Origin of the sequence: Pseudomonas sp. NFACC14, assembly GCF_900106885.1 — a bacterium.
In the GTDB taxonomy this organism is placed as follows: Bacteria; Pseudomonadota; Gammaproteobacteria; order Pseudomonadales; family Pseudomonadaceae; genus Aquipseudomonas; species Aquipseudomonas fluorescens_AA.
On sequence record NZ_FNOA01000003.1, the window covers coordinates 13,925 to 37,062 of the forward strand.

Below are 23,138 nucleotides of genomic sequence, written 5' to 3' on the forward strand. Positions count from 1 at the left end.
AGGCCCCTCATCGCGAGCAAGCTCGCTCCCCAATTGTTTTGCGTTGAAAGAGCAAGAATTGGCCAAAAAAAAAGGGCGACCGAAGTCGCCCAAAATGCCTTGCGTGCTCGTTGTAGCCGGAAAGACCTACGGTTTTTTCCGCTTGTGTGCGTCTTTCCAGATGAATAATCCGAAACCTGCGAAAAACACGAACATGAGGCCGACCGTCAACACCCCGGCAAACACCACATTATCGAAAAACATGACTGACCTCCTGGTCTTGCCCCTGTTGCGATGGGTTCAAGGTAACCAATCAGGCCTGGATGAAAATTGACCGGGGTCAATAACGCCCACGACGGGGCGCAAAGGAGGGGAAATAACTGATCTGCATCAATGGATCGAGGAGGTTCAGCGCTTTTTCGGTTTGTTTTTCGGCTTTTTCTTGGGCTTACCCAGCGGCATGGCCTGCTCGAAAGCCTGGCGGACTTCATTGAGGCGTTTTTCGTTGAGGTCGTGAACGCGCTTGGCGCGCTCGGCACTGAGGTCGATCAGCTTGTCGTCTTGGCTCATGGCGTGTAGGCATCGTGCAGTGAATTGCGGATGCGCCCATGATGCGGGCTGTTGGCGGCGTTGACCAGCCTGTGCGTGCAGGCAGGCGCCTGGATCAGATCTGGATATCGACCCACAGGCCCTGGCGCGTCTCGTCGTCTATCAGCGGCACCACTGGCACGGTGTTGTCGGCGTTGAGCTCGGTACCCGGTACGGCCAAGTGCACTTCTGGGTCTTCATCGGCCTCGCGGCGGCGGCGGTCGCGTTCCTGCTGGCGACGCTGTTCCTCGCGCAACAGCAGCGCGGCCTCTTCCGGGTCGCGTTTTTGCAGGTCAATGGTGCTTTCATTGGAGCTTTGCTGCACCGGGACCACGGGCGGTATGTCCGGTCGCTGGCGAACCGGATCCTGTTGAGCGGTGATGGGTACGGCGCTCAAAGGGAGCATGGGTGGCAACATAAAGTTCTCCTGTCTTCAGGTTGTCGGCGGCTAAAGGAGCAGCTTGAACCGCCGGTCCGAAACTTGTGACCCAGTTGGCAATTGCAGCGTTCACCAAGGCCGAGCTTGTTTGATCGCTGGGCAAGCGTAAGTTCCGTGCCATTGGTAATGAATCAGCGTACGTAAATCCTTTGGTCTGAAGGATCCTTCCGTTAAGATAACCGGCTTTTTCAAGGCGGGAGTCAGGCAGCATGGCGCAGCAGTATCAACCGGGGCAACGCTGGATCAGTGACAGCGAAGCCGAGCTGGGTTTAGGCACCGTTCTGGCACAGGACGGCCGCTTATTGACCGTGCTCTATCCGGCCACTGGCGACACCCGCCAGTACGCGCTACGGAATGCGCCCCTCACCCGTGTACGGTTTTCGCCGGGCGATGTGATCACTCACTTCGAAGGCTGGAAAATGACCGTGCGCGAAGTCGATGACGTCGATGGCCTGCTGGTCTACCACGGCCTTAACGGGCAGAACGAAGTCGTCACCCTGCCCGAGACTCAACTGTCGAACTTCATCCAGTTCCGCCTGGCCAGCGACCGTCTGTTCGCCGGCCAGATCGACCCGCTGGCCTGGTTCTCCTTGCGCTACCACACCCTGGAGCACACCAGTCGCCAGTTGCAGTCTTCGCTTTGGGGCCTGGGCGGGGTACGTGCCCAGCCCATTGCCCATCAACTGCACATTGCCCGTGAAGTGGCCGACCGGATTGCCCCGCGGGTGTTGCTGGCCGACGAAGTGGGCCTGGGCAAGACCATCGAGGCCGGCCTGGTCATCCACCGTCAGTTGCTGTCCGGCCGCGCCAACCGCGTACTGATCCTGGTACCGGAAAACCTCCAGCATCAATGGCTGGTGGAAATGCGCCGGCGCTTCAACCTGCAGGTCGCGCTGTTCGACGAAGAACGCTTCATCGAAAGCGATGCCAGCAACCCGTTCGAAGACACCCAACTGGCCTTGGTGGCGTTGGAGTGGCTGGTGGACGATGAGAAGGCCCAGGACGCGCTATTCGCCGCCGGCTGGGACCTGATGGTGGTCGACGAGGCCCACCACCTGGTGTGGCACGAAGACCAGGTCAGCCCGCAATACGCCCTGGTCGAGCAGCTTGCCGAAACCATCCCTGGCGTGTTGCTGCTCACCGCGACCCCGGAACAGCTGGGCCAGGACAGCCACTTCGCCCGCCTGCGCCTGCTGGACCCGAACCGCTTCCATGACCTCAAGGCCTTCCGCGCCGAGAGCGAAAACTATCGCCCGGTGGCCGAAGCCGTGCAGGAGTTGCTGGACAAAGGCCGCCTCTCGCCCGAAGCCCACAAGACCATCCAGGGTTTCCTGGGCAATGAAGGCGAAGCCTTGCTGACCGCCGTCAATGATGGCGATGTCGAAGCCAGTGCCCGCCTGGTGCGCGAGCTGCTGGACCGCCACGGCACCGGCCGCGTGCTGTTTCGCAACACCCGCGCCGCTGTGCAGGGCTTCCCGGAGCGCAAGCTGCACGCCTACCCGTTGCCTTGCCCGGACGAATACCTCGAATTGCCGTTGGGCGATCACGCCGAGCTGTACCCGGAAGTCAGCTTCCAGGCCCAGCCGGACGCCAGCGAGGAGGAGCGCTGGTGGCGTTTCGACCCGCGGGTCGAGTGGCTGATCGACACCCTGAAAATGCTCAAGCGCACCAAGGTGCTGGTGATCTGTGCCCACGCCGAAACGGCCATGGACCTGGAAGATGCCTTGCGTGTGCGCTCCGGCATCCCGGCCACGGTGTTCCACGAAGGCATGAATATCCTGGAGCGTGACCGTGCGGCGGCCTATTTCGCCGACGAAGAGTTCGGCGCCCAAGTGCTGATCTGCTCGGAAATCGGCAGTGAAGGCCGCAACTTCCAGTTCGCCCATCACCTGGTGCTGTTCGATCTGCCGGCGCACCCGGACCTGCTGGAACAGCGTATCGGCCGCCTGGACCGGATCGGCCAGAAGCACACCATCGAGCTGCATGTGCCCTACCTGGAAACCAGCCCGCAAGCGCGGCTGTTCCAGTGGTATCACGAAGCCCTGAATGCCTTCCTCAACACCTGCCCGACCGGCAACGCCTTGCAGCACCAGTTCGGCCCGCGCCTGCTGCCCTTGCTGGAAGAAGCCGACGATGGCCAGTGGCAAGCGCTGATCGACGAGGCCCGCGCCGAACGCGAACGCCTGGAAGCCGAGCTGCACACCGGTCGCGACCGCTTGCTGGAACTCAACTCCGGCGGTGCCGGTGAAGGCGATGCGCTGGTGGAGGCCATTCTCGAGCAGGACGACCAGTTTGCCCTGCCGATCTACATGGAAACCCTGTTCGACGCCTTTGGTATCGACAGCGAGGACCATTCGGAAAACGCGCTGATCCTCAAGCCGAGCGAAAAGATGCTCGACGCCAGCTTCCCACTGGGCGACGACGAAGGCGTGACCATCACCTACGACCGCAACCAGGCGCTGTCGCGCGAAGACATGCAGTTCATCACCTGGGAGCACCCGATGGTGCAAGGCGGCATGGACCTGGTGCTGTCCGGCTCCATGGGCAACACCGCCGTGGCGCTGATCAAGAACAAGGCCCTCAAGCCCGGCACCGTGTTGCTGGAGCTGCTCTACGTCAGTGAAGTGGTCGCCCCGCGCTCGCTGCAACTGGGCCGCTACCTGCCGCCGGCCGCCCTGCGCTGCCTGCTGGACGCCAACGGCAACGACCTGGCCGCCCGGGTCTCGTTCGAAACCCTGAACGACCAACTCGAAAGCGTGCCCCGCGCCAGCGCCAACAAGTTCATCCAGGCCCAGCGCGACCAGCTCACACCACGGATCAACGCTGGCGAAGAGAAAATCGCCCCACGTCACGCCGAACGCGTGGCCGAGGCCCAGCGCCGCCTGGCCGCCGATACCGACGAGGAACTGGCCCGCCTGACCGCCCTGCAAGCGGTCAACCCGACCGTGCGCGACAGCGAGCTGGTGGCCCTGCGCCAACAGCGCGAGCAAGGCCTGGCGATGCTTGAGAAGGCGGCGTTGCGCCTGGAGGCGATTCGGGTGTTGGTGGCGGGCTGATTGCCACCGTCTGAAGGCTGTTGGGATTCACCTGTGGCGAGGGAGCTTGCTCCCGCTGGGTTGCGTAGCAGCCCCCTTTTTTGGGGAGCGCTGCGCACTCCAGCGGGAGCAAGCTCCCTCGCCACAATGTCCAGCGCCTCGCATCAAGGGCTGTAATACCCCACCGCCACCAGGAAATGCCCGACCTTCTTCAGGTACGCGTGTTTATCCTCGACCTTGCCGGTCACCGGATTCTTCCAGCGGTACTCGTACTCTCCCTCGCCCTGTTTGCCGATCAGCGCCAGGATCGGCTCGCCCACCGGTTTGCCATCCGGGTCCTTGACCTTGGCGAAGTCGGTATTGATCAAGCGCAAATTGGTACCATGGCCGACATAGCGCCGGGTATCGAGGTCGACGACAAAGACATACAAGTCATCCTGCAGGTAACCGCCCTTGAGGGAGTTGACCGCCGTCAGCGTGGCCTTCTCGTTTTTTTGCAGGTCATTCGAGGCCTTGTCCAGCAACGCCCTGGCCTGTTCGGCGGAAGCCCGGGGCAGGTAGTAGCCGACAGCGAGGATTCGTTCGCCAACACGCTGGAAATACACATGCTTGCGCTCGACCTTGCCGTCCGTCCAGTTCTGCCAGCGGTATTCGGCTTGTTGGATGCCACTGGCCTCGGGGGTTTTCAAGGCGTCCTTGAAGGCTTTGCGCAAATCCGGCCCCAGCACATCGGACACGTCCCGCCCGATCAACGCCTGGGACGGCCCGCCGCTGGCGAGCATTACACCTCGGGTATCCACCACGAACACGTAGCGATCCTTGTCGACGAATTCCCCTTGGCGACTGAACGCGGCAAAGGCTTTGTCGCCGTTGTCGTGGTAATAGGCCAAGGCCTTCTCCAGCAGTGCCCGGGCCGCCTGGCCATCGTCCGCAGTGGCCGCCTGGGCCTGAGCCAACCCCAGCATGAGCATTGCACCCAGCCAGGCCATCCTGTGAAAAAACCCCATGCGTGCGCCCCTCGTTCTTGTTGGTGTTTCAAGAGCGTAGACGGCGTGGGGTGATGTTGGAGTATTCAGGGAATTGCTGGGGAGCCTGGGTGAGCCAGTGGTATTGATATTGACTGACAGGACGTCATCGCGAGCAAGCTCGCTCCCACAGGGTCAGTACCCTCTAGTGTGGGAGCGAGCTTGCTCGCGATAGCGGCGGCACATTCAGAAATGATGCGCGCACAAACGGCTTATTGAGCCCCAGCGCGCAGTTGCTGCTGCAAGTTCTGGATCTGCGCCTGCAACGTGTTGATGTTACGGGTGACCTGGCCGCGGAAGGCGTCAAACTCGGCCGTGTTGCCGCCCTTGTCCTGCTGGCTCTTGAGCACGATCACTTCCTGCTCCAGGCGGTCGATGGCAGAGTTGGAGGTGGCTCTTTTCAGGGCGGTGATGTCAGCACCGATGCTCTTGAGCTGGGCATCCAAGGCCCCACCCTCGCCCTGGCTCTTCAGGGCGGTCACTTCTGCCGCCAGCGCCTTGACCTGAGCTTGGAGCTCCTTGTTGGACGCCTGCAACTGCGTGTTGGTGTTCTGCTGTTCCGAGGCCTGGGCGATGAGCTGGGCCAGTTCCTTGTCCAGGTCGGCAGAGGGGCCGAACGTGGCCTGCTGTAGTCTGTACTGCTCCTGCAGCTTGCCGTCGAATTGCCGCCCCTGTTCCTGCAGCTTGTTCTCCAACTGTTTGATCTGCAGCTTCAAGGCTTCACTGTCGCTCATGACGTTGGACTGCCCGGCGACCACCTTGCCGGAAATGTCCTGCAAGCGCCCTGCCGCATCCTCACTGATCCGGGCGAAGCTTTCCTGGGTCGCCACCAGTTGCTGCTCCATCAGGGAAATCTGCTGGAAGCTCCACCAGGCCAGGAAACCGAATGCACACAGCAGCGCGCCGACCAATGCCCACAGCGGCCCGGTGCTGGGCCCCTTGACCTTGGCCGCGGCAACGGGCGCCGGGCGCGCTTGCACGTGAGGCTGGCGGCTGGGCATGAAATCATCGTCATCGGGAATATCGGCCCGCATCCGCAGGCTCGGTACATCATCGAAGTCGTCGTTGGCATCGTTACGCATGGGCATGGTTCGACCTTTGGGAAACCGATAATGGCTTGATGCGGCGAGTATAACCCTCTCGCCCGCCGCACCGATTGACCCCGAACCCGGCACTCGGTTCAGGATGGGCCGATCAGCGGGCTGTCTGGACACCCCACCAGGCGCAAAATTCATCGAGGGCGGTCCACAGGCTGACCTGCGGATCGTAATCGAGATAATGCCGGGCACGACTGATATCCAGGGTGAAATTTTTGTTCATGACCTGCATGCCCAGGCGCGACAGCGTCGGCTCGGGACGACCTGGCCACAACTTGCAGAATCCTTCATTCAGGGCCGCGAGGCTGTAGGCCAAGCCGTAGGAACGATAACGCCGGACCTGCGGGACTTCCATCTGGCGCATCACATAGTTGACCACGTCCCACAGCGGGACCGGTGCCCCGTTGCTGATGTTGTAGGCCTTGCCCAAGGCAGAGTCGGTGGCCAGCAGACTGCTGAGCAACGCTTCGTTGAGGTTCTGCACACTGGTGAAGTCCACTTTGTTCAACCCGTTGCCGACAATGGCCAGTCGTCCCTTGCGCTGCATTTTCAGCAGGCGCGGGAAAATGCTCATGTCACCGGCACCGGTCACGAAACGCGGGCGCAGGGCCAGCACTTCGAGGCCGAACTCCTGGGCACCGAAGACTTTCTGCTCGGCCAGGTACTTGGTGGCGGCGTAAGGGTGCTTGAAGCGCTTGGGCACCTGTTCTTCGATCAATCCGAGGTGGTCACGGCCGTCGAAGTAAATGGACGGCGAGGACAGATGAACCAGGCGGCGCACCTTCTGCTTGAGACAGGCTTCAACGACATTTTCCGTGACTTGGACATTGCCCTGATGGAAATCCTGGTAGCGCCCCCACAGTCCCACGGAGCCGGCGCAATGCACCACGGCCTCGACATCCAGGCACAAGTCGCGGGCCAGCAGAGGGTCGTTCAGGTCGCCCTGGACGAACTGCGCACCGCGACGCACCAGGTGTTCCACACTCTCGGCCCGGCGACCGTTGACCCGTACATCCAGGCCCTGCTCCAGGGCGAAACGCGCAAAACGCCCGCCGATGAAGCCGCTCGCGCCGGTGACCAAAATCTTCATGCATGCTCCTAAAAATCAGATTCGAACTACAAGCCACAAGCGTCAAGCCAAGCGCTTTTCACTTACCGCTTGCAGCGTGCTGCTTGCCGCTGCGATCAATCGCTCAGTCAATAAGCCGAGCAACTGTCCACCATTGCGCCAATGATGCCAGTACAGCGGCACATCGATCGGTTTATCTGCCAACAATTCCACCAGCACGCCCCGTTCCAGCTGTTCGCGCACTTGCAGCTCCGGCACCAGCCCCCAGCCCAACCCCACCTCGGCAAGACGGATGAAACCTTCGGACGAGGGGCATAAATGATGCTCGAAACCGCCCTCCACGCCTACGGACGCAAGGTAGCGATGCTGCAGGAAATCATCCGGGCCAAACACCAATGCCGGCGTACGAGCCAGTTGATCGGCCCGCACGCCGTCGGGAAAGTGCCGGGCGATGAAGGCCGGACTGGCCAACGCCCGGTAGCGCATCGCCCCCAGCAGCACGCTGCGAGCACCCGCCACCGGGCGTTCGCTGGCGCAGACACAGGCCGCCACTTCACCGGCGCGCATACGCTTGAGGCCCACAGTCTGGTCTTCCACCACCAGGTCGAGCAACAGGTGATGGTCGGCGCAGAAATCTCCCACGGCAGCGGCCCACCAGGTTGCCAGGCTGTCGGCGTTCAAGGCGATGCGCAAACGCTCCGGCAGGCCCTCTTCATCCAGCGCCGGCACCAGGCTCTGCAGGTCGCGCTCGAGCAGCCGCACCTGTTGCACGTGGTTGAGCAACCGACGACCGATTTCCGTGGGTGCTGGCGGTGTGGCACGCACCAGAACGGGCTGACCGACACGCGCCTCGAGCAGCTTGATCCGTTGGGAAATGGCCGATTGCGACAAACCCAGCACCTGGGCCGCGCGCTCGAAACCGGCCTGCTCGACCACGGCGGCCAGGGCAGAGAGCAATTTGTAATCGAACATCAGTTTCCCTAATGAGCAATCAGCAATATTGGTTTTTCTTATACAACTCGCCACAGGAGAATGGCCAGCAATTCATCAACTGCCGGGGGATAAAACAATGTGGCAAAGCTATGTGAACGGGCTCTTGGTGGCCCTCGGGCTGATCATGGCCATCGGCGCCCAGAACGCATTCGTGCTGGCCCAGAGCCTGCGCCGCGAGCACCACTTGCCGGTCGCGGCGCTGTGCATCGCCTGCGACGCCCTGTTGGTCGCCGCCGGAGTGTTCGGCTTGGCGACCTTGCTGGCCCAGAGCCCGTTACTGCTGTCGATTGCCCGCTGGGGCGGCGCGGCGTTCCTGCTCTGGTACGGCAGCCTGGCCTTGCGCCGGGCCTGTTCGAAGCAGAGCCTGCAACAGGGTGAAAACCAGGCTGTGCGCTCGCTGCGGGCAGTCTTGCTCAGCGCGCTGGCGGTGACGTTGCTCAACCCCCACGTCTACCTCGACACCGTGCTGCTGATCGGCTCCCTCGGTGCCCAGCAGAGCGTGCCCGGCGCCTATGTGGTGGGCGCGGCCAGTGCCTCGCTGCTGTGGTTCCTCACCCTGGCCATCGGTGCCGCATGGCTGGCCCCCTGGTTGGCCCGTCCAAGCACCTGGCGGATCCTGGACCTGTTGGTGGCGGTGATGATGTTTACCGTGGCGATGCAATTGATTGTCGCCGGCTGATTATTCCAAACCGCTCTGGAACCTCTATTCCACACAGTTGTTGCGTGGTTATGCCGCACCCCCGGTGCTATGATCCGACTCCTGCGCCGCAAAGAGTACAAACTCCCCGGCGCTAGTCTGGCCGCCCGTGATCGGCCTTGCGCTCACCGCAACTGACCTGATTAGGAGAATCACCATGGCTTTCGAATTGCCGCCGCTGCCCTATCCACACGACGCACTGCAGCCGCACATCTCCAAAGAAACTCTGGAATATCACCACGACAAGCACCACAACACCTACGTCGTGAACCTGAACAACCTGGTGCCTGGCACCGAGTTCGAAGGCAAGACCCTGGAAGAAATCGTCAAGACTTCCTCGGGCGGCATCTTCAACAACGCCGCTCAGGTCTGGAACCACACCTTCTACTGGAACTGCCTGGCGCCAAACGCCGGCGGTCAACCAACCGGCGCCCTGGCTGAAGCCATCAACAAGGCATTCGGCTCGTTCGACAAGTTCAAGGAAGAGTTCAGCAAGACGTCCATCGGCACCTTCGGTTCCGGCTGGGGCTGGCTGGTGAAAAAGGCTGACGGTTCCCTGGCCCTGGCCAGCACCATCGGCGCCGGCAACCCGCTGACCAGCGGCGACACCCCGCTGTTGACCTGCGACGTGTGGGAACACGCCTACTACATTGACTACCGCAACGTTCGTCCGAAATACGTCGAAGCGTTCTGGAACCTGGTCAACTGGAAATTCGTCGCCGAGCAGTTCGAAGGCAAAGCCTTTACTGCCTAAGCTCGATGCCAGACAAAGGAAACCCGGCGCCGTGCCGGGTTTTTTTTGCGTGAGAAAATTGATCGCAAGCCAAATACCTCGTGTCCGGAACCCAAGAAAAAATCCCGGCAGGCCTCAAGTTGCGGTGCCTTGCAACCGACACAATGGTCGTAGAGCAATCACTCTGGAAAAAACGTACATCGGCCAGGTTTCAAGCGAAAACCCTTGTGTTTGATTGTCCCTTTGACTGACATCACAGGATTGCCAATACTCATGGCAACTTGACGCTACCCGCACGGAACAAGGAACCACTCTTTGAAGCTGGAACTCAAGAACAGCTTGTCTGTGAAGTTGCTCCGGGTCGTGCTCCTCTCGGCATTGATCGTTGGCATGGTCTTGAGCTGCGCCCAGATTGTGTTCGATGCCTACAAAACCAACCAGGCCGTCGCCAGTGACGCCCAGCGTATCCTCGACATGTTCCGCGATCCATCGACCCAGGCCGTCTACAGCCTGGACCGGGAAATGGGCATGCAAGTGATCGAAGGCCTGTTCCAGGACCAAGCCGTGCGCATGGCGTCCATCGGCCATCCCCGCGAAACCATGCTCGCCGAAAAAACCCGCCCCTTGCAGCACTCTGAAAGCCGCTGGCTGACCGACCTGATCCTGGGCAAGGAGCGCACCTTCACCACGCAACTGGTGGGACGTGGCCCCTACAGCGAATATTACGGCGACCTGAGCATTACCCTCGACACGGCCACCTACGGCGAGGGTTTCATCGTCAGCTCGGTGATCATCTTCATCTCCGGGATGCTGCGGGCCCTGGCCATGGGCCTGGTGCTGTACCTGGTCTATCACTGGCTGCTGACCAAGCCGTTGTCGCGGATCATCGAGCACCTGACCGAAATCAACCCCGATCGCCCCAGTGCGCACAAGATCCCGCAGTTGCGCGGCCACGAGCAAAACGAACTGGGCCTGTGGATCAACACGGCCAACCAACTGCTCGAATCCATCGAGCGCAACACGCACCTGCGTCACGAAGCGGAAAACAGCCTGCTGCGAATGGCCCAGTACGACTTTCTCACCGGTCTGCCCAACCGCCAGCAACTTCAACAACAGCTGGACAAGATCCTGGTGGACGCCGGACGCCTGCAACGTCGGGTGGCGGTGTTGTGTGTAGGGCTGGATGATTTCAAGGGCATCAACGAACAGTTCAGCTATCAGACCGGCGATCAGTTGCTGCTGGCCCTGGCCGATCGACTGCGGGCCCACAGTGGGCGGCTCGGCGCACTGGCGCGGCTGGGGGGCGACCAGTTCGCCCTGGTCCAGGCCGACATCGAACAGCCTTACGAGGCCGCCGAACTGGCCCAGAGCATCCTCGATGACCTGGAAGCACCGTTCGCCATCGACGATCAGCAAATCCGCCTGCGGGCCACCATCGGCATCACCCTCTTCCCCGAAGACGGCGACAGCACCGAGAAACTGTTGCAGAAAGCCGAGCAGACCATGACCCTGGCCAAGAGTCGCTCGCGCAATCGCTACCAGTTCTACATCGCCAGCGTCGACAGCGAGATGCGCCGCCGCCGCGAGCTGGAAAAAGACCTGCGCGAGGCCCTGGCCCGCGAGCAGTTCTCCCTGGTGTACCAGCCACAGATCAGCTACCGCGACCTGCGGGTGGTGGGCACCGAAGCCCTGATCCGCTGGCACCATCCCGAGCACGGCCTTGTGCCGCCGGACCTGTTCATTCCCCTGGCCGAGCAGAACGGCACCATCATCGCCATCGGTGAATGGGTGCTGGACCAGGCGTGCAGGCAATTGCGCGAATGGCACGACCAGGGTTTCCTCGACCTGCGCATGGCGGTCAACCTGTCGACCGTGCAACTGCACCATGCCGAACTGCCACGGGTGGTGAACAATCTCCTGCAGATATACCGGCTGCCACCGCGCAGCCTCGAGCTGGAGGTCACCGAGACCGGCCTGATGGAAGACATCACCACCGCGGCCCAGCACCTGCTTAGCCTGCGTCGCTCCGGAGCGCTGATTGCCATCGATGACTTCGGCACCGGCTATTCGTCCCTGAGTTACCTCAAGAGCCTGCCGCTGGACAAGATCAAGATCGACAAGAGCTTCGTCCAGGACCTGCTCGACGACGAAGACGACGCAACCATCGTCCGGGCCATCATCCAATTGGGCAAGAGCCTGGGGATGCAGGTCATTGCCGAGGGCGTCGAGACGGTCGAGCAGGAAGCCTACATCATCGCCGAGGGCTGCCACGAAGGTCAGGGCTATTACTACAGCAAGCCGCTACCGGCGCGGGAATTGGGCCTTTACCTGAAGCAGGCCGAGCGCAGCAAGGTGTCCATCCTCTGATTCCTCTCTTTTGCCACGTTCCTGTAGGAGCTGGCGAAGCCTGCGATCTTTTGATCTTTCGCTCCAGACTCGATGGGCAGTGGAAAGATCGCAGCCTCGCTTCGCTCGGCAGCTCCTACGGGACGCTGCCGATCCCTTCATTAAATAAGAAATATTTACAACCATAACCCTTTACACATAATGCAAATCTTTCGCATTATGTCGCAGTTTTTGCGCACCCTCGCGCCTGTCCCATCCATCACCGAAGCAGGATGTTCGCCATGATTCGTATGCCCCTGGCTACCGCCAGTCTGCTGGCCATCGCTATTTCCCTCGCCGGTTGCGGCGAAGGCAAAGACAAGGCCGCCGCGCCGCAAGCGCCAACGCCGGCCGCCAGCACCTCGGCACCGGTCGCCCCTGCTGCCGCCGGCAAAGTCGACGAAGCCGCCGCCAAGGCTGTTGTCGCGCATTATGCCGACATCGTCTATGCCGTCTACAGCGATGCCGAATCCACTGCGAAGACCCTGCAAACCGCCGTCGACGCGTTCCTGGCCAAGCCGAACGCCGACACCTTGAAAGCCGCCAAGGCTGCCTGGATCGCCGCACGCGTGCCGTACCTGCAAAGCGAAGTGTTCCGCTTCGGCAACACCATCATCGACGACTGGGAAGGCCAGGTGAACGCCTGGCCCCTGGACGAAGGCCTGATCGACTACGTCGACAAGTCCTACGAGCACGCCCTGGGTAACCCGGGCGCCACCGCCAACATCATCGCCAATACCGAAGTCCAGGTTGGCGAAGACAAGGTCGACGTCAAGGACATCACCCCGGAAAAACTCGCCAGCCTGAACGAACTGGGCGGTTCCGAGGCCAACGTCGCCACCGGTTACCACGCCATCGAATTCCTGCTGTGGGGCCAGGACCTCAACGGCACCGGCCCGGGCGCCGGCAATCGCCCCGCTTCGGATTACCTGGAAGGCGCCGGCGCCACTGGCGGCCACAACGACCGTCGTCGTGCCTACCTCAAGTCCGTGACCCAGCTGCTGGTCAGCGACTTGGAAGAAATGGTCGGCAACTGGAAGCCGAACGTGGCCGACAACTACCGCGCCACCCTGGAAGCCGAGCCGGCCGAAAGCGGCCTGCGCAAGATGCTGTTCGGCATGGGCAGCCTGTCCCTGGGTGAACTGGCGGGCGAGCGCATGAAGGTGTCCCTGGAAGCCAACTCGCCGGAAGACGAACAGGATTGCTTCAGCGACAACACCCACAACTCGCACTTCTACGATGCCAAGGGCGTGCGTAACGTGTACCTGGGCGAATACACCCGTGTCGACGGCACCAAGATGACCGGCGCCAGCCTGTCGTCCCTGGTCGCCAAGGCCGACCCGGCCGCGGACACCGCGCTCAAGGCCGACCTGGCCGACACCGAGGCCAAGATCCAGGTCATGGTCGATCACGCCAACAAGGGTGAGCACTACGACCAGTTGATCGCCGCCGGCAACACTGCCGGTAACCAGATCGTGCGCGACGCCATCGCCGCACTGGTCAAGCAGACCGGTTCGATCGAACAGGCTGCGGGCAAACTGGGCATCAGCGACCTGAACCCGGACAACGCTGATCACGAGTTCTGATCAACGCCGGCTGGCTGCGGGTCAACGCAGCCAGCCAAGCCACAAAACCTGTGGGAGCGAGCTTGCTCGCGACAGAGGTCTATCAGTCGATATTGATGTTGGCTGGTCTACCGCTATCGCGAGCAGGCTCGCTCCCACAGTGCTTTCTGGTATTTCGAAAATGCGAGACCAGTCATCACCATTCTTGTGGGAGCGAGCTTGCTCGCGATGGGGGTCTATCAGTCGATATTGATGTTGGCTGGTCTACCACTAGCGCGAGCAAGCTCGCTCCCACAGGGTGTTCTGGTGTTTCGAAAATGCGAGACCAGTCATCACCATTCTTGTGGGAGCGAGCTTGCTCGCGATGGGGGTCTATCAGTCGATATTGATGTTGGCTGGTCTACCACTAGCGCGAGCAAGCTCGCTCCCACAAGGGGCGCACGGTGGTTCATGGCTGCAACCCGGCAAGCCGCCCTTCGATAAACCGCCGTTCCGGCAGTTGCTGCGTCAGTTCGAGCGCGCGTTGGTAGGCGGCCCTCGCCTCGTCCACCCGCCCCAACTGCCGACAGAACTCCGCCCGCGCCGAGTGGGCCAGGTGGTAGTCCGTCAAATCCCCCCTGGCGAGTATCCCGTCAACCAGGCGCAGCCCTTCCTGTGGTCCGTCGCGCTTGGCCAGGGCGGCGGCGCGGTTGAGTTCGATCACCGGTGACGGCACGGCCCGCAGCAGCACATCGTAAAGCCCGACGATCTGCGGCCAATCGGTCTGCTCAGCCGTCGGCGCTTCGGCATGCACCGCCGCAATCGCCGCTTGCAGGCAGTACGGCCCGAACCGTCGGGTTTTCAGCGCGGCTTCCACCAACGCACAGCCCTCGGCGATCAGCTCGGCATCCCATAAGGATCGCACCTGCTCATCCAGCAGAATCAGTTCACCGGTCGACGACGTTCGCGCCGGGCGCCGGGATTCGTGCAGCAACATCAACGCCAGCAACCCCATGACCTCGGCCTCGGGCAGCAACTCCATCAGCAGACGCCCGAGACGGATGGCTTCGCGCGTGAGGTCTTCGCGAGTCAACTCGGCCCCCATCGAGGCCGAATAGCCTTCGTTGAACACCAGGTAGATCACCCGCAGTACGCTGTCCAACCGCTCCGGCAGTTCCGCGCGGGACGGCACCTGATAGGGGATCCTGGCATCACGGATTTTCGCCTTTGCCCGCACGATGCGCTGGGCAATGGCCGCCGGGGCGGCGAGAAACGCCCGGGCGATTTGTTCGGTGCTCAGGTCGCAGACTTCCCGTAGCGTCAGGGGCACCTGGGCATCCGCCGCCAGGGCCGGGTGGCAACAGGTAAAGATGAGCCGCAGGCGATCGTCTTCCACGTCTTCGTCACTCCACGGATCCTGTTCCAGCGCCTCGAGTTGAGCGATCAACATCGGTTGGGACGCGGCGAAACGCGCGCGTCGGCGCAAACTGTCGATGGCCTTGAAGCGCCCCGCAGACACCAGCCAGGCCCGCGGGTTGTCCGGCACACCGTCGCGCTGCCAGCGCTCGACCGCAATGAAAAAGGCCTCGTGCAAGGCCTCTTCCGCCAGTTCGAAATCACCCAGCAGGCGAATCAGCGTCGCCAGGATCCGCCGCGAGTCTTGTCGATAAACCTGCTCGACCCGCGCCTTGACCGTTTCGACCGACATCAGTCGGGCATGCCTTGGGCAACCAGCGTCTCAAGCCGGTCCAGGCCCTGGCCCCAACCCTCAGGGTCGTGTGCCTGGCGATCGATGACCCGGTTGATGGATAACGCGCAAGGGGCAGCGGTGAGGTTCATGAACGAAATCCTGTGTGTGATTGTTGTTCAGGGGTTCAGTTGGCGTACCGGTCGCACTTCAACGCAGCCGACCCGGGCCGCCGGGATATGGCCGGCGACCTGGATGGCTTCGTTGAGGTCCTTGGCGTCGATCAGGTAGAAGCCCGCCAGCTGCTCCTTGGTTTCGGCGAAGGGGCCGTCGGTGATCGACAGCTTGCCGCCACGCATGCGCACCGTGGTAGCGGTCTGTACCGACTCCAGGGCTTCGGCGGCCAGCATGCGCCCACTGCCCTGGATCGATTCGGCATAGGCCATGCACTCAGCGTCCTCCGGGCTGTCGGGCGAGTTGTGCAGCGTCTGTTCGTTGCTATACACCAGGCATAGGTACTTCATGGAAGGCTCCGTGTTCGGACTGATCAACTATGGACGGCAGAATGACGCCCGGCGAAAAAACCGACGATCAGGGTTGCAGGTCGAACAGCGCCGTCCCGGCCATCGGGTCGAACGGAGCGGACCAATGTTCATGGACGATCAGCCATTGTCCGGCTACACGCTGGTAGCAGGCCGTCACACGCATCCAGCAGGCCTGTTCCTCGCCTTTCTCGTTGGTGCCGCCGCAATAGGCCAGCCAGTGGGCGAAGGCGATGTTGTCGGCCGGGGTAATCTTGACCTGATGAAAGTCGAACTTGTGCGGGCCGGGGCACATTTCCATACAGGCTTGCCAATGAGCCCGGTAAGCGGTCTTGCCCTTGAATTGCAGGGCCTGGATGGCATCGAACGACACAATGTTATCGTCATAGAGCGCCATGACTTTTTCGACGTCCTTGGCCATGACGGCTTGACGGTAGGTGTCGATCAAGGCCTGGATCCGGGTTTCAGTGGCTTGGGTATCCATGGTGATTCTCCGCAGTTTTTTTGTTGAAGACACCCTTTGTCGTTTGGAAAAACAGCGAATCGACAATCCAACAAAAATAATTCCAAAGAGAAAATTCGCTAGAATCCCAGTCCTATTCTGCCGGCAAGCATTGGACGTTTCTGTGACCGCTCGACTCGTCCCCTACGAAGACCTGACCGCGCTGCAACGCGAACAGGTCAGCGCCATCGAACTCCACCCCGAACAGATCAGGTTCGCCGGCGATATCCATGGCGCCCTGCACATGCTGCTGTCCCGGCCCGGCCCAGGGGTCAAAGGCTTTGCGCTATTGGCTGGCGAGGTGCCGGTGGCCTTCCTGCTGCTCAAGCGCCCGCCGGTACTGCCCGCCTGGGCCAACGAACACAGCGCCACTCTGCATGCCTTGCAAGTCGACCACCGGGCCCAGGGCAAAGGGTATGGCAAGGCCTGCCTGCAGGCGCTGCCCGCCGTGGCACGAGCCGCCTGGCCGGACATCCACGGATTGGAGCTCTCGGTCGATCCCGATAACGTCTCGGCCATTGGCCTGTACGCCCGGTTGGGCTGGGTCGACAGTGGCGAAGCCTATAAGGGCCGCATCGGTTATGAGCGGCGGATGGGGTTGACGTTCTGACAAACAGAATCAACGATCGATAGGTGCTGAATGTGGGAGCGAGCTTGCTCGCGATAGCGGTGTTTCAGTCAACATCAAAGTGGCTGGCCTGACGCTATCGCGAGCACGCTCGCTCCCACAGGGGACCTGCGACGATCAGCTTGGCTTGAGCGGGATCCAGATCTCCAGGGTGCCTTGGCCGGTCCTGGGGTTGAAGTCTTCGCTGTAGCGCTCGAATTCAGGCTCATCCGCCGCTTCGTAACCGGAATGGGGCAGCCATTCTTTCCAGATGTACTGAAACGTATCCGGCAGTTTTTTCAACGGCCCTTTGTGTTCGAAGACCGCGTAATGGCCTGGCTGGATTTCGATCCAGCGGTATTGCTCCGGCAAATCGTCGAGCCGGCTGATTTCCACGCCGGCGATGTATTCGAACCCACCCTTCCCGTCCGGGTTGCAACACACACCGTAGGTCACTTCATCTTTCTGCCCTGGCACCTTGCCGAGCCAGGGCAGGAACTTTTCCCAGAGCAAAGGGATGTCTTGGGCGGTGTCCTGGGTAAACCGAGCACCAAAGCCGGCGACGAGCTGAAAACGTCCCTGTTCAAAGCGTGGTACGGCTGTGCAATCGCGTTCGGGCTTTTCCATGCGGCAACACTCCAGCAAAACGTGAAGTCGGGCTTGGCAGTATAGAAGCCAAACCGTGATTGCCAGGGCCGTTTCGCTAATCAGATGCCAGGCAGGGCCCCGGTGACGGCGTTTCCTACAAACTCGTTGTAGCCAGAAACAATCACGTACACCGCGAAATAACAGAAGATCGCGGCGGATGCCCAATAGGAATAACGCAACAACTTATCCCCCAACAGTTTGCCGCCCTGGGTCGCCGCCAGGCACAAGGCCGCGCACCACAGCAGCCCGGCGCAGAGAAAACCACTGAGAAACAGCGCCGAGCTGAGCAAGGTTCCGCCACCCGAACGGGCGATCAGCGTACCGCCCACCGCCGCGAACCAGAGGATGGCACTGGGCGATGACATGGCCAGGAAAATCCCGCGCAAGAACTCCTGGCGCGAAGAGTTGCCCTGCACTTCACCGGCCTCGGCCAGTACCGCGCTGTGATAGATCGCCGAGTGGATCATCTTGGCCGCGAAGTACAGCAACAGCACCGAGCCGCCGACCCACAGCACCCAGCGCACCGCTTCGTATTGCAGCAGCACAGTCATGCCGGCCAAGGCCAGGACGGCATAGATCAGATCGCCCACGCAGGTGCCTAGGCCCAGGGCGAACCCCTGGAAATAGCCGCGCTGCATCGCCAGGGTGATCATCGCGATATTGGCCACGCCAATGTCCAGGCACAGCGAAAGGCTCAGCAGGAAACCGCTGGAAAATTCCATCATTCATTCCATCAGGATTGGTGAGGCAGGTTCAACAAGCCGCTGCGACCATCGATGGCGCCGCGGCCAGGGCGACAGTGTCGTCGAAAATAGTTCGCCTCGGCTACTGGACAATCCGACATCCGCCCGATTATCTTGCGCCGCAGGCCACCGCAGTGGCCAACGTCGCTCGGACGGTTCCGGGCGCTCACGTATCTCGAGGCAATAATGGCCGAACAAGGTTCGCCGCGCCGCTTTGCGCGCATCGATCGACTCCCCCCATATGTATTCAATATCACTGCCGAGCTGAAGATGGCTGCGCGTCGGCGCGGCGAAGACATCATCGACTTGAGCATGGGTAATCCCGACGGCGCCACGCCTCCACACATCGTGGAAAAACTGGTCACCGTCGCCCAGCGCGAAGACACCCACGGTTATTCCACCTCCAAAGGCATCCCGCGCCTGCGCCGCGCCATTTCGCGCTGGTACAAGGACCGCTATGAGGTGGACATCGACCCGGAGACCGAAGCCATCGTCACCATCGGGTCCAAGGAAGGCCTGGCCCACCTGATGCTGGCGACCCTGGACCAGGGCGACACGGTGCTGGTGCCCAACCCCAGCTATCCGATCCACATCTACGGCGCGGTGATCGCTGGCGCCCAGGTGCGCTCGGTGCCGTTGGTGCCTGGGGTGGATTTCTTCGACGAACTGGAGCGGGCCATTCGCGGCTCGATCCCCAAGCCGAAGATGATGATCCTCGGCTTCCCGTCCAACCCCACCGCCCAGTGCGTGGAGCTGGACTTCTTCGAGCGGGTCATCGCCCTGGCCAAGCAGTACGACGTGCTGGTGATCCACGACCTGGCCTACGCCGACATCGTGTATGACGGCTGGAAAGCCCCGTCGATCATGCAAGTGCCGGGCGCGAAAGACATCGCGGTGGAGTTCTTCACCCTGTCCAAGAGCTACAACATGGCCGGCTGGCGCATCGGGTTCATGGTGGGCAACCCGGAACTGGTCAACGCCCTGGCGCGGATCAAGAGCTACCACGACTACGGCACCTTCACGCCGCTGCAGGTGGCGGCCATCGCCGCCCTCGAAGGCGACCAGCAATGCGTGCGCGACATCGCCGAGCAGTACCGCCAGCGCCGCAACGTGCTGGTCAAGGGCCTGCATGAGCTGGGCTGGATGGTAGAGAACCCGAAGGCATCAATGTACGTCTGGGCCAAGATCCCCGAGGCCTATGCGCACCTGGGCTCGCTGGAGTTCGCCAAGAAGCTGCTGGCCGAGGCCAAGGTCTGTGTCTCGCCGGGGGTGGGGTTCGGGGAGTATGGGGATGATCACGTGCGCTTTGCGCTGATCGAGAACCAGGACCGGATTCGCCAGGCGGTGCGTGGGATCCGTGGGATGTTCAGGGCGGATGGGTTGGTAAGCAAACCAAACGCCTGACCTAAACCAGCGGCGGGGTTGGCTCCCGCCCTGGCTCTACTGATCACCCGAAACCAGTGTGGGAGCGAGCTTGCTCGCGATAGCGGTACAACAGTCAGTAAAGTATCGACTGCAAGTCCGCTATCGCGAGCAAGCTCGCTCCCACAAAGGGTTATAGGTTGTCGGTTATACCACCAGCGACAGCAGCAGGATAAAGATCAACCCCACCACCGACAGGATGGTTTCCATCGCGGTCCAGGTCTTGAACGTCTCGGCCACGGTCATGTTGAAGTACTGCTTGACCAGCCAGAAACCCGCATCGTTGACGTGGGACAGGATCAACGAGCCGGCACCGGTCGCCAGCACCAGCAGCTCACGGTTCACACCCGGCATCATCCCCACCACCGGCACCACGATACCGGCACCGGTAATGGTCGCCACCGTCGCCGAACCTGTGGCGATACGGATCACCGCCGCCACCAACCACGCCAGCAGGATCGGCGAGATCTGCGCACTCACCGCCATGTGACCGATCACATCGCCCACGCCGCTGGTGACCAGCATCTGCTTGAAGCCACCACCGGCACCGATGATCAGGATGATCGCGGCGGTCGGCGCCAGGCTGGCGTCCAGCCATTTGAGCATCTGGCTGGAACCGATGCCCTGCTTGTAGCCGAAGGTGTACAGCGACAGCAACAATGCCAGCAGCAACGCCGAGATCGGGTGGCCGATCATGTCCATCCAGGCGCGGAAGAGGTTGCCGTCCGGCAGCGCCACGTCAGCGAAAGTCTTGAGCAGCATCAGGAACACCGGCGACAGCACGGTGATCAGGGTGATGCTGAAGCTTGGCAGCTCGGCGGCGCTCGTCTCGCGGGCCAGTTGGTCCACCAGTTCCTGGTTCGGATGGCCGGGGATGTGCTTGGCAATGAATGTACCGAAGATCGGGCCGGCAATGATGGCAGTCGGCAGCGCGACGATCAGACCATAGAGAATGGTCTTGCCGATGTCGGCGCCAAACACGCCAATCGCCAGCAGCGGCCCCGGGTGCGGCGGCACCAGGCCGTGGACCGCGGAAAGACCGGCCAGCAGCGGGATACCGATCTTGATGATCGACACGCCGGTGCGGCGCGCAACGATGAACACCAGCGGGATCAGCAGCACGAAGCCGATTTCGAAGAACAGCGGGATGCCCACCAGGAACGCGGCGAACATCATCGCCCACTGCACCTTGTCCTTGCCGAAGGCGCGGATCAGGGTCTGGGCGATCTGATCGGCCCCGCCCGACTCGGCCATCATTTTGCCGAGCATCGTGCCCAGCGCCAGGATGATGCCGACAAAGCCCAGCACGCCACCGAAGCCGTCCTGGAACGCCTTGATGATGGTGCCGGTCGGCATGCCCGATGTCAGGCCGAGGAACGCGGCGGCGATGGTCAGCGCAATGAACGGGTGGAATTTGAACTTGGTGATGAGGACGATGAGTCCGATCACCGTGACCACTGCATCAAGCAGTAGGAACGTCTCGTGGGACATGCCGAACATGGGAGGTGTCTCCTGATTTGTTGTTGTTATTGAAGCAGTTATTTATGAGTCGTCGGGACAGCGCTATCTTTCTGACGCAAATTTTTTGAAATCAGCTGGCCAGCTTCAAACCGTGGGCCAACCACCAGACGTAAGCCTGCTGCGCCAGTTCGTCAACGCTGTGGCTGGACGCGTCCAGAGCCAGGGTCAGGGGCTCGCCGACAGGGGATTCAAGGGTGGCGAACTGGCTGTCGATCAGGGTCGACGGCATGAAATGGCCGGGACGATGGGAAACGCGGTCGGCGGCCACTTCGGGGGTCAACTCAAGGAATACGAAGCCCAGGCCGGGCAAGGCGCTGCGCAGACGCTCGCGATAACTGTGCTTGAGGGCCGAGCAGGTCAGCACCGGGCGCTCGCCCGTGGCATCGACACGGCGCAACTCGTCGCACAGGCTGTCGAGCCAGCCGGCACGGTCGTCGTCATTCAAGGGGATACCGGCGCTCATCTTCTGGATGTTGGCCGCGGGGTGGAACGTGTCGCCTTCGATGGCGGTGGCGCCGCTCAACTGGCACAGGGCCTGGCTGACGCACGTTTTGCCGCAACCGGCAACGCCCATGATGACCAGGGCGGAGATGGGATTGTTCATGTAACACCTCAGCGCGCAGACAGCGCTACCTTTGCCAGTTATGACACCGCAGCAAAAGCAGAAGTTGCCGACGCCTTCTTGTCATTTTTGTGGTTGCAGCATGTTCGTTCACGACACCCGTGGACAGGGGATCAGGCAACCCCCGCTCACGCATTTGCAGCGGCGTCGAGACAGCGCTACCTTAGTGCCTTGATTTTTGTTTGGCAAGCCGCCCTGATGACCGCCCCTAAAAACGATAAGAATCCTCGCACCACCGGTCGCCCCACGCTCAACGAAGTCGCACGCCTGGCCGGTGTCAGCCCTATCACCGCCTCCCGTGCCCTGCGTGGCGTCAGCACCGTCGCCTCGGAACTGGTGGAAAAAGTCCGCCAGGCCGCCGTGGAACTCAACTACGTTGTCAATCCCGCCGCCCGCGCCCTGGCTTCGGCCCAGAGCCATTCGGTGGTGGTGCTGGTGCCGTCGTTGTCCAACCTGTTGTTCATCGACACCCTGGAAGCCATCCATCGGGTGCTGCGACCCAAGGGTTTCGAAGTGGTGATCGGCAACTACCACTACTCCCGGGACGAGGAAGAAGACCTGTTGCGCAACTACATGGCCTACCAGCCACGGGGGTTGCTGCTGACCGGTTTCGACCGCACCGAAAGCGCCCGGCGCATGATCGAGGCCAGCAACATACCGTGCGTGTACATGATGGAACTGGACCCCGGCGCCGGGCTCAATTGCGTCGGTTTTTCCCAGCTCAAGGCTGGCGAAACGGCGGCCGAGCACTTGATTTCCAAGGGCCGCAAGCGCCTTGCCTACATCGGCGCGCAGCTGGACCAGCGCACCCTGCTGCGCGGCGAGGGTTTCCGGCGTGCCTTGCAGAACGTCGGATTGTACGACCCGGACCTGGAAGTACTGACACCGCGTCCATCATCGGTGGGCCTGGGCGGCGAGCTGTTCCTGCAATTGCTGGCCAGTCACCCGGACGTCGATGCGATCTTCTTCGGCAACGATGACCTGGCCCACGGCGCCCTGCTCGAAGCATTGCGCTGCGGCATCAAGATCCCCGAGCGGGTGTCGATCCTCGGTTTCAACGACCTGCCCGCCTCGGCCCATATGGTGCCGCGCCTGAGCAGCATCAGCACCCCACGGGAAGCCATCGGTCGCCGCGCCGCCGAACAGATGCTGACGCTGATGGCCGGCAACCGCATCGCGCAGCCGGTGGTGGACCTGGGTTTCGAGCTCAAGGTTCGCGAAAGCACCTGAGGCGCACGCTCAAGCGGTCGATCCATGCCG

At 61.8% G+C, this 23,138-nt stretch carries 23 protein-coding genes; 8 read left to right on the plus strand and 15 right to left on the minus strand.

The features are described 5' to 3' along the window. Positions 1-126: 126 nt before the first annotated feature. The 3 genes from ccoM to BLU85_RS06635 all read right to left on the minus strand — a co-directional run bounded on the left by ccoM (position 127) and on the right by BLU85_RS06635 (position 985). The gene (gene ccoM, locus BLU85_RS31545) at positions 127-243 is read right to left on the minus strand and encodes a cytochrome c oxidase subunit CcoM (RefSeq protein ID WP_025212288.1); all 117 of its coding nucleotides are present in this window, start codon (positions 241-243) and stop codon (positions 127-129) included. Positions 244-387: 144 nt separating this feature from the next. Continuing rightward, a complete protein-coding gene (locus BLU85_RS31100) occupies positions 388-549 on the minus strand; it encodes a hypothetical protein (RefSeq protein ID WP_003184513.1) in 162 nt (53 codons plus the stop codon). Positions 550-643: 94 nt separating this feature from the next. Next, positions 644-985, minus strand: coding sequence for an aspartate-semialdehyde dehydrogenase (locus tag BLU85_RS06635; protein ID WP_092203848.1), 342 nt, complete (start codon positions 983-985; stop codon positions 644-646). 230 nt (positions 986-1,215) lie between these two features. Between BLU85_RS06635 and rapA the strand changes: the two genes are divergently transcribed. After that, positions 1,216-4,062 carry an RNA polymerase-associated protein RapA gene (gene rapA / locus BLU85_RS06640; RefSeq protein WP_092166068.1) on the plus strand — a complete coding sequence of 949 codons (2,847 nt, stop codon included), beginning with the start codon at positions 1,216-1,218 and terminating at the stop codon, positions 4,060-4,062. Positions 4,063-4,205: 143 nt separating this feature from the next. On the opposite strand, the gene BLU85_RS06645 is transcribed toward rapA, so the two are convergent. From BLU85_RS06645 to BLU85_RS06660, 4 genes are all read right to left on the minus strand, one after another. Next, positions 4,206-5,048, minus strand: coding sequence for a cache domain-containing protein (locus tag BLU85_RS06645; RefSeq protein WP_092203850.1), 843 nt, complete (start codon positions 5,046-5,048; stop codon positions 4,206-4,208). Positions 5,049-5,278: 230 nt separating this feature from the next. After that, positions 5,279-6,154 carry an ATPase gene (locus tag BLU85_RS06650; protein ID WP_092203854.1) on the minus strand — a complete coding sequence of 292 codons (876 nt, stop codon included), beginning with the start codon at positions 6,152-6,154 and terminating at the stop codon, positions 5,279-5,281. A gap of 106 nt (positions 6,155-6,260) precedes the next feature. Next, complete coding sequence (locus tag BLU85_RS06655; RefSeq protein ID WP_092203856.1) at positions 6,261-7,253, minus strand: NAD-dependent epimerase/dehydratase family protein; 993 nt, start codon at positions 7,251-7,253, stop codon at positions 6,261-6,263. Between the two features lie 42 nt (positions 7,254-7,295). Then, positions 7,296-8,204, minus strand: coding sequence for a LysR family transcriptional regulator ArgP (locus BLU85_RS06660; protein WP_060738833.1), 909 nt, complete (start codon positions 8,202-8,204; stop codon positions 7,296-7,298). A 97-nt stretch (positions 8,205-8,301) separates the two neighbouring features. Between BLU85_RS06660 and BLU85_RS06665 the strand changes: the two genes are divergently transcribed. The 4 genes from BLU85_RS06665 (at position 8,302) to BLU85_RS06680 (ending at position 13,626) form a co-directional block, all read left to right on the plus strand. Beyond that, positions 8,302-8,904 (plus strand): LysE/ArgO family amino acid transporter, encoded by a 603-nt coding sequence (locus BLU85_RS06665; RefSeq protein WP_092203858.1) that lies wholly within the window; start codon positions 8,302-8,304, stop codon positions 8,902-8,904. 175 nt (positions 8,905-9,079) lie between these two features. Continuing rightward, a complete protein-coding gene (locus BLU85_RS06670; protein WP_003198616.1) occupies positions 9,080-9,676 on the plus strand; it encodes a superoxide dismutase in 597 nt (198 codons plus the stop codon). A gap of 294 nt (positions 9,677-9,970) precedes the next feature. Further along, positions 9,971-12,022, plus strand: coding sequence for a putative bifunctional diguanylate cyclase/phosphodiesterase (locus BLU85_RS06675; RefSeq protein WP_092203860.1), 2,052 nt, complete (start codon positions 9,971-9,973; stop codon positions 12,020-12,022). Positions 12,023-12,282: 260 nt separating this feature from the next. Further along, complete coding sequence (locus BLU85_RS06680; protein WP_092203862.1) at positions 12,283-13,626, plus strand: imelysin family protein; 1,344 nt, start codon at positions 12,283-12,285, stop codon at positions 13,624-13,626. A 427-nt stretch (positions 13,627-14,053) separates the two neighbouring features. On the opposite strand, the gene BLU85_RS06685 is transcribed toward BLU85_RS06680, so the two are convergent. The 4 genes from BLU85_RS06685 to BLU85_RS06695 form a co-directional block, all read right to left on the minus strand. Continuing rightward, on the minus strand, positions 14,054-15,292 hold the full coding sequence (locus BLU85_RS06685) for an RNA polymerase sigma factor (protein WP_092203864.1): 1,239 nt from the start codon (positions 15,290-15,292) through the stop codon (positions 14,054-14,056). Next, positions 15,292-15,423, minus strand: a complete 132-nt coding sequence (locus BLU85_RS31325) for a hypothetical protein (RefSeq protein WP_256326558.1) — start codon at positions 15,421-15,423, stop codon at positions 15,292-15,294. The genes BLU85_RS06685 and BLU85_RS31325 overlap by 1 nt, the downstream gene beginning before the upstream one ends. 27 nt (positions 15,424-15,450) lie before the next feature. Then, entirely contained in the window at positions 15,451-15,795 is a 345-nt protein-coding gene (locus tag BLU85_RS06690) for a YciI family protein (RefSeq protein WP_092203866.1), read from the minus strand. A gap of 67 nt (positions 15,796-15,862) precedes the next feature. After that, positions 15,863-16,297 carry a YybH family protein gene (locus tag BLU85_RS06695; protein ID WP_092203868.1) on the minus strand — a complete coding sequence of 145 codons (435 nt, stop codon included), beginning with the start codon at positions 16,295-16,297 and terminating at the stop codon, positions 15,863-15,865. Positions 16,298-16,439: 142 nt separating this feature from the next. Between BLU85_RS06695 and BLU85_RS06700 the strand changes: the two genes are divergently transcribed. After that, a complete protein-coding gene (locus BLU85_RS06700; RefSeq protein ID WP_092203870.1) occupies positions 16,440-16,925 on the plus strand; it encodes a GNAT family N-acetyltransferase in 486 nt (161 codons plus the stop codon). Positions 16,926-17,060: 135 nt separating this feature from the next. On the opposite strand, the gene BLU85_RS06705 is transcribed toward BLU85_RS06700, so the two are convergent. Together BLU85_RS06705 and BLU85_RS06710 are read right to left on the minus strand one after the other, a co-directional pair. Continuing rightward, positions 17,061-17,549, minus strand: coding sequence for a GyrI-like domain-containing protein (locus tag BLU85_RS06705; protein WP_092203872.1), 489 nt, complete (start codon positions 17,547-17,549; stop codon positions 17,061-17,063). A gap of 80 nt (positions 17,550-17,629) precedes the next feature. Beyond that, positions 17,630-18,292 (minus strand): LysE family translocator, encoded by a 663-nt coding sequence (locus BLU85_RS06710; RefSeq protein WP_092203874.1) that lies wholly within the window; start codon positions 18,290-18,292, stop codon positions 17,630-17,632. Positions 18,293-18,499: 207 nt separating this feature from the next. Between BLU85_RS06710 and alaC the strand changes: the two genes are divergently transcribed. Continuing rightward, the gene (gene alaC / locus BLU85_RS06715; RefSeq protein ID WP_060738844.1) at positions 18,500-19,717 is read left to right on the plus strand and encodes an alanine transaminase; all 1,218 of its coding nucleotides are present in this window, start codon (positions 18,500-18,502) and stop codon (positions 19,715-19,717) included. Between the two features lie 165 nt (positions 19,718-19,882). Here alaC and BLU85_RS06720 read toward each other — a convergent pair whose 3' ends face one another. Then, positions 19,883-21,235, minus strand: coding sequence for a GntP family permease (locus BLU85_RS06720; protein WP_092203876.1), 1,353 nt, complete (start codon positions 21,233-21,235; stop codon positions 19,883-19,885). 91 nt (positions 21,236-21,326) lie between these two features. Then, positions 21,327-21,860, minus strand: coding sequence for a gluconokinase (locus BLU85_RS06725; RefSeq protein ID WP_092203878.1), 534 nt, complete (start codon positions 21,858-21,860; stop codon positions 21,327-21,329). Between the two features lie 216 nt (positions 21,861-22,076). On the opposite strand from BLU85_RS06725, the gene BLU85_RS06730 reads away from it, so the two are divergent. After that, positions 22,077-23,108, plus strand: coding sequence for an HTH-type transcriptional regulator GntR (locus tag BLU85_RS06730; RefSeq protein ID WP_092203880.1), 1,032 nt, complete (start codon positions 22,077-22,079; stop codon positions 23,106-23,108). The last annotated feature ends 30 nt before the right edge of the window (positions 23,109-23,138 follow it).

Bases quoted from the DNA above. Each gene is read 5' to 3' on its own strand.
- BLU85_RS06710 (WP_092203874.1), bottom strand. From the start codon at position 18,292: ATGGAATTTTCCAGCGGTTTCCTGCTGAGCCTTTCGCTGTGCCTGGAC.
- BLU85_RS06665 (WP_092203858.1), top strand. From the start codon at position 8,302: ATGTGGCAAAGCTATGTGAACGGGCTCTTGGTGGCCCTCGGGCTGATC.
- BLU85_RS06670 (WP_003198616.1), top strand. From the start codon at position 9,080: ATGGCTTTCGAATTGCCGCCGCTGCCCTATCCACACGACGCACTGCAG.
- BLU85_RS06720 (WP_092203876.1), bottom strand. From the start codon at position 21,235: ATGTTCGGCATGTCCCACGAGACGTTCCTACTGCTTGATGCAGTGGTC.
- BLU85_RS06680 (WP_092203862.1), top strand. From the start codon at position 12,283: ATGATTCGTATGCCCCTGGCTACCGCCAGTCTGCTGGCCATCGCTATT.
- BLU85_RS06705 (WP_092203872.1), bottom strand. From the start codon at position 17,549: ATGGAAAAGCCCGAACGCGATTGCACAGCCGTACCACGCTTTGAACAG.
- BLU85_RS06730 (WP_092203880.1), top strand. From the start codon at position 22,077: ATGACCGCCCCTAAAAACGATAAGAATCCTCGCACCACCGGTCGCCCC.
- ccoM (WP_025212288.1), bottom strand. From the start codon at position 243: ATGTTTTTCGATAATGTGGTGTTTGCCGGGGTGTTGACGGTCGGCCTC.
- BLU85_RS06645 (WP_092203850.1), bottom strand. From the start codon at position 5,048: ATGGGGTTTTTTCACAGGATGGCCTGGCTGGGTGCAATGCTCATGCTG.
- BLU85_RS06635 (WP_092203848.1), bottom strand. From the start codon at position 985: ATGTTGCCACCCATGCTCCCTTTGAGCGCCGTACCCATCACCGCTCAA.
- BLU85_RS06655 (WP_092203856.1), bottom strand. From the start codon at position 7,253: ATGAAGATTTTGGTCACCGGCGCGAGCGGCTTCATCGGCGGGCGTTTT.
- BLU85_RS06725 (WP_092203878.1), bottom strand. From the start codon at position 21,860: ATGAACAATCCCATCTCCGCCCTGGTCATCATGGGCGTTGCCGGTTGC.
- BLU85_RS06660 (WP_060738833.1), bottom strand. From the start codon at position 8,204: ATGTTCGATTACAAATTGCTCTCTGCCCTGGCCGCCGTGGTCGAGCAG.
- alaC (WP_060738844.1), top strand. From the start codon at position 18,500: ATGGCCGAACAAGGTTCGCCGCGCCGCTTTGCGCGCATCGATCGACTC.
- BLU85_RS06690 (WP_092203866.1), bottom strand. From the start codon at position 15,795: ATGAAGTACCTATGCCTGGTGTATAGCAACGAACAGACGCTGCACAAC.
- BLU85_RS06685 (WP_092203864.1), bottom strand. From the start codon at position 15,292: ATGTCGGTCGAAACGGTCAAGGCGCGGGTCGAGCAGGTTTATCGACAA.
- rapA (WP_092166068.1), top strand. From the start codon at position 1,216: ATGGCGCAGCAGTATCAACCGGGGCAACGCTGGATCAGTGACAGCGAA.
- BLU85_RS31100 (WP_003184513.1), bottom strand. From the start codon at position 549: ATGAGCCAAGACGACAAGCTGATCGACCTCAGTGCCGAGCGCGCCAAG.
- BLU85_RS06695 (WP_092203868.1), bottom strand. From the start codon at position 16,297: ATGGATACCCAAGCCACTGAAACCCGGATCCAGGCCTTGATCGACACC.
- BLU85_RS06650 (WP_092203854.1), bottom strand. From the start codon at position 6,154: ATGCCCATGCGTAACGATGCCAACGACGACTTCGATGATGTACCGAGC.
- BLU85_RS31325 (WP_256326558.1), bottom strand. From the start codon at position 15,423: ATGAACCTCACCGCTGCCCCTTGCGCGTTATCCATCAACCGGGTCATC.